Source organism: Yersinia sp. 2553 StPb PI, assembly GCF_052217105.1.
In the GTDB taxonomy this organism is placed as follows: Bacteria; Pseudomonadota; Gammaproteobacteria; order Enterobacterales; family Enterobacteriaceae; genus Yersinia; species Yersinia enterocolitica_E.
On sequence record NZ_JAZGPX010000002.1, the window covers coordinates 4,584,156 to 4,594,071 of the forward strand.

Below are 9,916 nucleotides of genomic sequence, written 5' to 3' on the forward strand. Positions count from 1 at the left end.
ATTGTATTATCGGAATAGGTTAATAACGCTTAAGGATATCTTTTATATTTTCGGTGTTGGCAGCATTCAGTAATGATGTAATAGATTCATCGTCACAGAACATTTCACTTAATGCCTGAATAGCATAAATATGGGAGTCCGCATCTTTTGCTGCCAGGCCTATTAGTAATTTTACCGGTTCACTGTCAGCGTCGAAAATCACGCCTTTACGCAGCAATGTCAGGCTGAGTGCGGTGTGGTTCACGCCATTTTCAGGGCGGGCATGCGGCATAGCTATTTCTGGTGCCAAAATATAATAAGGCCCTATCTCACGGGTGGCATCTTTGATCGCCTGACTATATTCAGGTTTAACCGCATGATTATCGATTAGGCTTGCCATTGATAAATCAATAGCGTGTTCCCAATGCTCGGCGGAAGGATATATCGCAATACTATTTTCAGGAAAGAAATCGATAAGCGCCTGCATAGGGAGTCCTTATATTATTATTTTATCTTGGCGACCCATTAATTCATTCTCGTGGGCATTAACTGAAATTGAGCTTATTCTTGACGACGCGCTTAATCAAATCGATGAAAAAATGTGATCTGTGATACTAATGAAATGCAAACACTGAAAAACAGTAACTGTGATCACAATTATTTTATATAAATTAGTATTTGTATAAAAATGCAATAGCCTAAATTTGCAGTGCATCACGAATATTTAATTTTAATAAATTATTTATTTTGTGATTTATGTCTTGTTTATGGCATTGCGTAATGCATTATTTATGAAAATTAAAGTGAGTGCTGTACTCCCAGCAGCAAAACGATGTTTTTTTTGACTGGATGAGGCGTACCTTCCTCGCGGTGCTGCATCTTCGTGCATTTGCCTCTAAAAAGTGCGGGAAAAGCGCACATACAGTGCTATCTCCCGTTACATCTCCTTTTCCCATTACTTAAAGTGCGGGTATTTCCGTTGTTCAGCGGTTATCTAGCATTTGGTACAAACATTGCTTTAGCCATAGACCGCACTATTACCATTAAATTTCTTTGATAGGGATAAGGTATGTCACAGGCGAAACAAGCACCGGAATTAAAACGTACGTTGGGCAGTTTTCAATTATGGGGTATTGCCGTCGGGTTGGTGATTTCCGGCGAATATTTTGGTTGGAGCTACGGATGGGCGCAAGCGGGGACCTTAGGGTTCCTGTTTACTGCTCTGGGTGTGGCCGCGATGTACACGGCATTTATTTTTAGTTTTACCGAATTAACCACCGCTATTCCTCATGCCGGAGGGCCGTTTGCTTACGCTCACCGCGCTTTTGGCCCAACGGGTGGCTTTATTGCTGGTCTTGCGACGTTGATTGAGTTTGTATTTGCTCCTCCCGCCATTGCCATGGCAATTGGTGCCTATATTAATGTTCAATTCCCAGCAGTTGACCCAAAGTGGGTGGCGGTTGGGGCCTATCTGATATTTATGTCATTGAATATTCTGGGTGTCAGTATTGCTGCAACCTTCGAACTGTTGGTGACGATATTGGCCATTTTTGAGTTGCTGGTATTTATGGGCGTGGTCGCACCAGGCTTTGAAATCAGTAACTTTGTCAGAGGCGGTTGGGCTGGCGCGGATACATTCAGTATCGGGTCATTATCGGGGATTTTTGCCGCTATTCCCTTTGCTATCTGGTTCTTTTTGGCGATTGAAGGGGCTTCGATGGCTGCAGAGGAAGCAAAAGAGCCACAACGTACCATTCCGCGCGCCTTTATTGGCGGTATTTTGACCTTAGTGCTACTGGCATTAGGTGTGATGGTATTTGCCGGTGGGGTGGGCGACTGGACTAAGCTATCTAATATCAACGACCCACTGCCACAAGCAATGAAAATTATCGTTGGCAGCGACAGCGGTTGGTTACACATGCTGGTATGGCTTGGGCTGTTTGGTCTGATAGCCTCGTTCCATGGCATCATTATGGGCTATTCCCGCCAGATTTTTGCCTTGGCCCGCGCCGTTTCCGTACCCCACACCTGGCTATTTTGGCTGGTGGTGTTGTCGGGATTGGTGCTATTTTTTCTGACTCGTTGATTATTATTGGCGGCATGCCACTGACGGCAAATATTGTCACTATGTCGGTGTTTGGTGCCATCGTGATGTATATCATCTCAATGTTGTCATTATTCAAACTGCGACAAACAGAGCCACGCCTGACTCGCCCATTCTCCGCGCCGTTCTATCCGTTTGCGCCAGCATTGGCGTTAGTTTTGGCGGTTGTCTGTCTGATTGCGATGATCTATTACAACCCGCTGCTGGCTCTGATATTCGCTGGAATGATGTTGGTCGGTTATATTTATTTTCGTCTTACCCACCGTTCACGCGCTACTGCCGCATTTGATCCACAGCTCAGTGCTGCCGAGTGATCCATTCTTGCTATTAATGTCATCATTGTTCAGGCTGTTTATGCAGCCTGAACAACTAAGGGACGCAGTATGTACCAGACAACACTGAGCCATCGTAGTTACCACTTTGGCGATTTACGCGATTTGATGGCTAAAGCTTCACCGGCACGTTCGGGCGATTATCTGGCGGGCGTTGCGGCAGAAAGTGCTGAAGAACGCATGGCTGCCCGTATGACGCTGGCAGATCTGCCGCTAAAAACGTTTTTACAGCAAATGCTGATTCCTTATGAGCAGGATGAAGTCACACGGCTGATTATTGATAGCCACGACCCGCAGGCTTTTGCGCCAATAGCGCATCTGACCGTCGGCGATTTTCGTGACTGGTTACTCAGCGAGCAGGCCGACAGTGTGACGCTAGCGCAAGTCAGTGCTGGTATCACCCCAGAAATGGCCGCCGCGGTAAGTAAAATAATGCGTAATCAGGATTTGATTCTGGTGGCGAAAAAATGCCGTGTTATTACCCGATTCCGTAACACTATTGGCCTTGCCGGCCACTTAAGTGTGCGGCTACAGCCCAATCACCCCACGGACAGTTTGCCGGGTATCGCCGCCAGCATGCTTGACGGCCTGCTGTATGGCAGCGGTGATGCTGTGATTGGCATCAATCCCGCCAGTGACAGCTTGCCATTGTTAGAAAAACTTAATTATATGCTGGATGACGTGATAAGTCGCTTTGAGATCCCCACTCAATCCTGCGTATTAACGCATGTTACTAACACGATTAAGTTGATTGAACGCGGAGCACCGGTTGATTTAGTGTTCCAGTCTATCGCGGGCAGTGAAGCTGCAAATGCCGGTTTTGGCATCAATCTGGCTTTGTTGGAAGAAGCACACTGTGCGGCATTGAGCCTCAAGCGAGGCACTGTCGGTGACAATGTGATGTATTTTGAAACTGGGCAGGGCAGTTGTCTCTCCGGTAATGCTCATTTCGGGGTTGATCAACAAACCTGCGAAGCGCGTGCTTATGCGATTGCTCGCCGCTTCTCACCGTTACTGACTAATACTGTCGTCGGGTTTATCGGGCCAGAATATCTTTATGATGGTAAGCAGATTATCCGTGCCGGTTTGGAAGACCATTTCTGTGGCAAGTTACTGGGTGTCCCACTCGGTTGTGATGTCTGCTATACCAACCATGCTGAGGCGGATCAGGATGATATGGATACCTTGCTGACCTTACTGGGGACCGCTGGACTGACCTTTATGATGGGGGTGCCGGGAGCTGATGACATCATGCTTAATTATCAAAGTACGTCGTTTCATGATGCGTTGTATATCCGGCAATTGCTCGGTCTGAAACATGCACCAGAGTTTGGTCTGTGGCTAGAGAAAATGAATATTATGGATGCTCAGGGGCGCTTGCGTGATACCGCGGCCAATCATCCGTTATTAGCACAGTTGCCACCTATGGGGGCATTCTGATGAGCGGAAATGAGATAATAAACGGGGTGTTACATCGCAATTCGTGGGCGGTTTTGCGCCAGTTCACGGCGGCGCGTATTGCTCTTGGCCGTACAGGAGCAAGCTTACCTACTGAAGAGCTGTTGAAATTTGGTTTGGCACATGCGCAGGCACGGGATGCCGTGCACCAGCCTTTTATCAGCGAGGATCTTGCTAATCAACTGGCAGATTCAGGATTACAGACACTTACCGTCAACAGTGCCGCGCCGGATCGTGCAACTTATCTGCGCCGCCCGGATCTTGGCCGAAAGCTATCGTCGCAAAGCCGTGAACAGTTGTGTGCATGGCCTGATAAGCAAGCCGATATTCTGTTAGTTATTGGTGACGGTCTGTCATCGAAAGCGGTACACCGGCAGGCAATTCCTTTGGTGATGGCCTTACGACCTTATTTGCAAACGCTCGGCTTATCACTGGCCCCGATAGTGTTGGCTCATCAATCACGGGTAGCATTAGGGGATGATGCAGGGGAGTGTTTACAAGCCAAAGCGGTTGTCATGTTGATTGGTGAAAGGCCGGGGCTTTCTTCCCCGGATAGTTTGGGGGTTTATATGACTTGGGGGCCGAACACGCGGCGGTTGGAGTCCGAGCGCAATTGTATTTCTAATATCCGGCCAGAGGGTTTGGATTATCCTCAGGCGGCTTTTAAGTTAGCCTGGTTGTTGGAGCAATCTTTCCAACGGCATTTATCGGGGGTGCAGCTTAAGGATGAAAGCGATAACTCGGCCTTGCACGGGCGGGTAAGGCCAATTTACCCACTGATAACATGAGTAGTATATGTGTCTGGATGTTTACGATTTAATGGCGGAAATTGCTATTTTTTGTGCTTTTAATTCGCCTTTTAACATGTATTTTGGATAATGTTAAGTTATTCTATCTAAATGTTGCAGGCCGCTCTATCCTACACATCGCCTCGCTTTACAACTATTCTTATAAATATCTCACTAAATTTGAATTTTTAACAGGTATTACTCCGCGTCATCATTTTCATGCTTTATGCAGTGGAGCTATTGGGAACATAAGGAAGAAACAATGGGACTACGAAGAAAGAGTGTTAAACCTATGCAACTCAATGATATTACAATCATTGATGATGCCAAACTGAAGAAGGCAATCACCGCAGCGGCGTTGGGCAACGCCATGGAGTGGTTCGATTTCGGGGTGTATGGTTTTGTCGCTTTTGCACTTGGTCAGGTATTTTTCCCCGGTGCTGATCCCGGTATTCAGATGATTGCTGCGCTGGCGACTTTTTCCGTTCCTTTCTTGGTTCGGCCCCTTGGTGGCTTATTCTTTGGTGCGTTAGGTGATAAATATGGGCGGCAAAAAGTCCTGTCCGTCACCATCATTATTATGTCGGTCAGTACCTTCTGTATTGGTCTGATTCCCTCTTATGCCTCGATAGGTATTTGGGCACCGATATTATTGTTATTGGCAAAACTGGCACAGGGTTTTTCGGTTGGTGGCGAATATACCGGAGCCGCTATTTTTGTGGCTGAATATTCACCCGATAGAAAACGTGGTTTTCTTGGTAGTTGGTTGGATTTTGGTTCCATTGCAGGTTTCGTATTAGGCGCTGGAGTCGTTCTGCTTATTTCCAGCATTGTGGGTGAAGCCAGTTTCCTTGAGTGGGGATGGCGTATTCCGTTCTTCGTTGCTGCGCCATTAGGATTAATCGGTATCTATTTGCGTCATGCACTTGAAGAGACACCGACCTTTCAACAGCACGTCGATAAAATTGATAATGATTCACGCCACAATATTGCCGAGCCACCTAAGGTTTCTTTCCGTGAGATTTTAACCAAACAATGGAAAAGCCTGATTATCTGTGTCGGGATGGTTATTGCCACCAACGTCACTTATTACATGCTACTGACCTACATGCCAAGCTACCTATCCCATAGTCTGCATTATTCTGAAGATCATGGTGTATTGATTATCATTGCAATCATGCTGGGTATGTTATTCGTTCAGCCTGTGATGGGATTAATGAGCGATAAATTCGGCCGTAGACCTTTTGTTATTTGTGGCAGTATTGGGCTGTTTATTCTCGCTATTCCCAGCTTTATTTTGATTAATAGCGGCATCATCGGTTTGATATTTTGTGGTTTGTTGATCCTGGCTATTTTGCTTAACTGTTTTACGGGGGGGATGGCCTCAATATTACCCGCAATGTTCCCAACCCATATCCGCTACAGCGCATTAGCTATCGCATTTAATGTGTCGGTGTTGGTTGCAGGGCTGACACCAACGGCCGCAGCGTGGTTGGTTGAAACAACGCAAAATCTGTTTATGCCCGCTTATTACTTAATGGTGGTGGCGGTTATTGGTTTGGTTACTGGAATATTTATGAAAGAGACTGCCAATATGCCACTGAAAGGGGCGACGCCAGCCGCGTCTGATCGGGCGGAGGCCAGAGAGATATTGCAGGAACACCATGATCATATCGAACACAACATTGATGATATTGATCAAGAAATAGCCGAACTTGAGAAAAAGAGAAAGAATCTTATCGCTCAACATCCTGATATTAATTAATCAGTTTTGAGGGGTACGTCAGAGTGTTAATTTGATTTATATCAATAAAATTCATTTCTATACAATGGTTTACCTTTCTATTCAAATCTGTCTTTGACCCTCCCCCAAGGGGAGGGTTTAGATTATCAGTCATTATTCCAACTTATCTAGAACATTTCCTCTTACTGGAAGGATACCATGACAGTGAAAAAGACATTTGCAACAACAGCCCGACTGGCTATTGTTGCTTTAGCTGCAGTCACTTTTAGCCATTTCGCCGCGGCGACGACACAAACGGAATTTTTGACTCAACATGGCTTAGCGGGAAAAACTACTGAGCAAATGATTGAGACCATCGATCAATCCAAACAAGAACGCCCTTTGGCATATTCAGCTTCGGTAACGAGTGCGGAACTCACCTTATCCGATGAACAACAGCGGTATTCTTTTCCCTTGGGTGATAAGTTCTATCTCTCATTCGCCCCCTATGTAAACCAAACTCACCCATGCTTCAATCACAGTTTGTCTGGCTGTCGTGGTGAATTGGCGAATACCGCATTTGATGTGAAAATTACCGATAAAGCCGGGAAAGTTATCCTGCAAGATACACTGACCAGCTATCAGAATGGTTTTATTGGTGTGTGGTTGCCACGCAATACTGAAGGGACTATCGAAGTGAGTTATCAAGGCCTCAAAGCTGTATCACCTTTTGCGACCCAAGCTGAAAGCCAAACCTGCATGACAACATTGCAACTAAAAAAATAAACGACTTAACGGCAAATCTTAACAATCGATAGAATAATAATAACCAGCTTAGCGGCTGGTTTTTTATTTCCTCGTGGCTGTAATAATAGATGTTTTTCTTGCCACTCTCGAGTATTTTTTAAATTATTAAATCCTGTTTATACTCCTTATGACGAGGGATAATATCTGGCGTAAGTGATATTAAGTTTACGTTATGCTAAATGAAATGACTAAGAGAAATATAATTATTTATAAATTATTATTTTTACGATATAGTTCGCTCCTTTATGGTGAAAATACGCAAAATTAAAGGAAACCTATCCGCATACGTTATAACTTTCCTTTTTCTGTTTACTTGGTTACCTGTCTCTATAGCCGAGTTCATTAAGTGTAGAAGATTATATTATGTTTCAATTGATGCAGAGTGTTTTGACAAGTTCCTTTAATGCGGTCTGTATTATCTATCTTTGCATATCATTACCTTATCTTTATATTATTACCAGACAAAAACCTAATCAGTTACATTATAAAATTCTAATGGGCGTGATTGCCGGTTTTACTGCAACCTATCTTGCTGATTTTCATAACCAAACCAGTGCGACACTCTATGGGTTAATCATTAGTCCTATTGTCCTGACAGCATTAATTTTTGGCCCAATCCCCTTATTGATAAGCTATGCTATCCATGCGGTATTTGTATTTGGATTATCGCCATTTTATGATATTTTCATTATGTCTTTCATGTTTTTATCTATAGCGCTAAAAATTTGGGATAATAAAAGATATGCTACTTTTTTCCTTTCGGTTTTCATTCCACAATGTATAAATATTGCTTTGAATTTTGAACGGCTAATCTCTTTAGGATACCTTCCCCGTTCAATATTTAAATCCGCGATGAGCATTATTTTACTCTCGATACTCTATTTTATTTTTAGCCGCTTTCAAAAAACGTTTAGTAAATTCTCTATTTTGCAATTCCAATCCTCGACGGATCAACTGACTAAATTACCTAATAGATTCAGTATTAATCACCATTTGGATAATTTTAGAGAAACGCATAAGGACTGCTTTATTGCTTTGATTGATATAGATTTTTTTAAAAGGGTTAATGATAATCATGGACATTCTGCCGGTGATAAAATTTTATATGATATCGCCCAGGAACTAACGTCAGTGATTAGAGGAAATGATTTTCTGGCGCGGTATGGCGGTGAAGAATTTTTGCTGTTAATACATACCGCAGATAACAGAATTGCCAGTGAGATCTTGGTGCGGATAACTACACATATCCGCGATACGCTGTTTATTACACCGGACAACCACTCTCTCAACATTACGATATCTATCGGTGCAGCTTTATATGTTAAAGACACCTCATTTGATGATGCGATTAAGTCAGCCGACAAAGCACTCTACCGAGCGAAGAATGGTGGTCGAGATCAAGTTGTTTTTCATTAGGTTTTGTATGATTAGGCCATTGTGTAAGTCAGGATCTTTAACTTAGCATAGGCTTTTCCCCTAAGGCCTTTGTAGCTTAACAGCGGGTCCACATACATTGTAGAGGTTGGCGGTGACCAGAGAACATGTTGTTATTGTCATTGATATGCAAAATGGGGTTTTTGCTAATCCACGTTTTGATCGTGAAGGTCGCGTCGTTCGTATTAATCAGTTGATCGACCATGCTGACCAAGTCATTTTCATACAGCATGCAGAAGATGAAATGACACAAGGGAGTGAATTGTGGCAACTGCTACCGGAATTACATTACCCGCAGAATGCTATTTCTGTTACCAAAACAGCGTGTGATTCGTTTTATCTTACCTCGCTCGACACTATTATTGCCCAGCTAGGGGCTACTCATCTGACTATTTGTGGTTGTGCCACGGATTACTGTGTTGATACCACCATCAAAATTGCCGCCAGTAAAGGGTATGCTCTGACCATCGCTTCTGATGCCCATACCACTGCGGACCGGAAATATGCCACGGCTCAGCAGCTTATCGCGCAACATAATGAGGTTTGGTCTGAGCTGTCCATTCCGGGGAACCGTATCACAGTAAAAACGACGCAGCAGATTCTCGCTGACTGGCTGGATTAAATTCCTCTGGGCATACTCGCTTAGCACTATTTTATTAGGTGATGTGTGCCCATAGTCTGATGCGATACACTAGATAAAAATGATGAGTAGGAATAAGTAAACACCATCCAGATTACGTCTACGGTACTGATGATTTGGTAAGGTTCGCTGATATTATTCTTTTCTCTTATCACCCATCCATGTTTTTTTATCTTTAAAATAGAGAAATATCAAGAATTAATCTTGTGTTCATAGAACACGAATGGCGTATTTTATATAAGATTTATGGGACTATGCATTGTAATTAAAGTAATGTAATTCCTAATTCCTTGTAGGATTATTCTCTTTCTTTGTGTGATAAATCTTTTTTTGATGATAATCAATAAAAAATATACATCTGTAAATTGAAGTCTAGTTGGTGATTGATTTTGATATTTTTCTTAAGTTGGATTTAAATGCTGACTTTTTCTTTATTTGTAGTTTTTTATTCCGATAAAAATAACCATTTCAATATATTTTCTTATGGGACAAATCTTGTTCTATTTTTTAAATATACGTATAAATAAAGACATATAGATAAGGTATGTTGGATGTTAACTTTATTTTAGTCTTTAGATGGCTGGATTTAAAACGAAGCACCTTGGGTGTGTTCGCCGACTGATAGCCTGGGACTCTCTCTCCTCTAAACGA

Annotated in this window: 7 protein-coding genes and 1 pseudogene; 7 read left to right on the forward strand and 1 reads right to left on the reverse strand. The window is 43.2% G+C overall.

Features of this window, described 5'->3' with window-relative positions; genetic code table 11:
- Positions 1-19: 19 nt before the first annotated feature.
- The gene (locus V2A84_RS22295; RefSeq protein WP_083162495.1) at positions 20-466 is read right to left on the reverse strand and encodes a PTS sugar transporter subunit IIA; all 447 of its coding nucleotides are present in this window, start codon (positions 464-466) and stop codon (positions 20-22) included.
- 582 nt (positions 467-1,048) lie between these two features.
- On the opposite strand from V2A84_RS22295, the pseudogene eat reads away from it, so the two are divergent.
- The 7 genes and pseudogenes from eat (at position 1,049) to V2A84_RS22330 (ending at position 9,247) form a co-directional block, all read left to right on the forward strand.
- Positions 1,049-2,397: pseudogene (gene eat, locus V2A84_RS22300) on the forward strand (ethanolamine permease).
- Between the two features lie 69 nt (positions 2,398-2,466).
- Complete coding sequence (locus V2A84_RS22305) at positions 2,467-3,855, forward strand: ethanolamine ammonia-lyase subunit EutB (RefSeq protein WP_083162499.1); 1,389 nt, start codon at positions 2,467-2,469, stop codon at positions 3,853-3,855.
- Positions 3,855-4,661, forward strand: a complete 807-nt coding sequence (gene eutC, locus V2A84_RS22310; protein WP_083162501.1) for an ethanolamine ammonia-lyase subunit EutC — start codon at positions 3,855-3,857, stop codon at positions 4,659-4,661. Before V2A84_RS22305 ends, eutC begins: the two co-directional genes overlap by 1 nt.
- 262 nt (positions 4,662-4,923) lie before the next feature.
- Positions 4,924-6,426 carry a glycine betaine/L-proline transporter ProP gene (proP, locus tag V2A84_RS22315; RefSeq protein WP_442849064.1) on the forward strand — a complete coding sequence of 501 codons (1,503 nt, stop codon included), beginning with the start codon at positions 4,924-4,926 and terminating at the stop codon, positions 6,424-6,426.
- Positions 6,427-6,609: 183 nt separating this feature from the next.
- Positions 6,610-7,170, forward strand: a complete 561-nt coding sequence (gene cueP / locus V2A84_RS22320) for a copper-binding periplasmic metallochaperone CueP (protein WP_193784774.1) — start codon at positions 6,610-6,612, stop codon at positions 7,168-7,170.
- 384 nt (positions 7,171-7,554) lie between these two features.
- Entirely contained in the window at positions 7,555-8,607 is a 1,053-nt protein-coding gene (locus V2A84_RS22325) for a GGDEF domain-containing protein (RefSeq protein WP_227746581.1), read from the forward strand.
- A gap of 112 nt (positions 8,608-8,719) precedes the next feature.
- A complete protein-coding gene (locus tag V2A84_RS22330) occupies positions 8,720-9,247 on the forward strand; it encodes an isochorismatase family protein (protein WP_083162507.1) in 528 nt (175 codons plus the stop codon).
- The last annotated feature ends 669 nt before the right edge of the window (positions 9,248-9,916 follow it).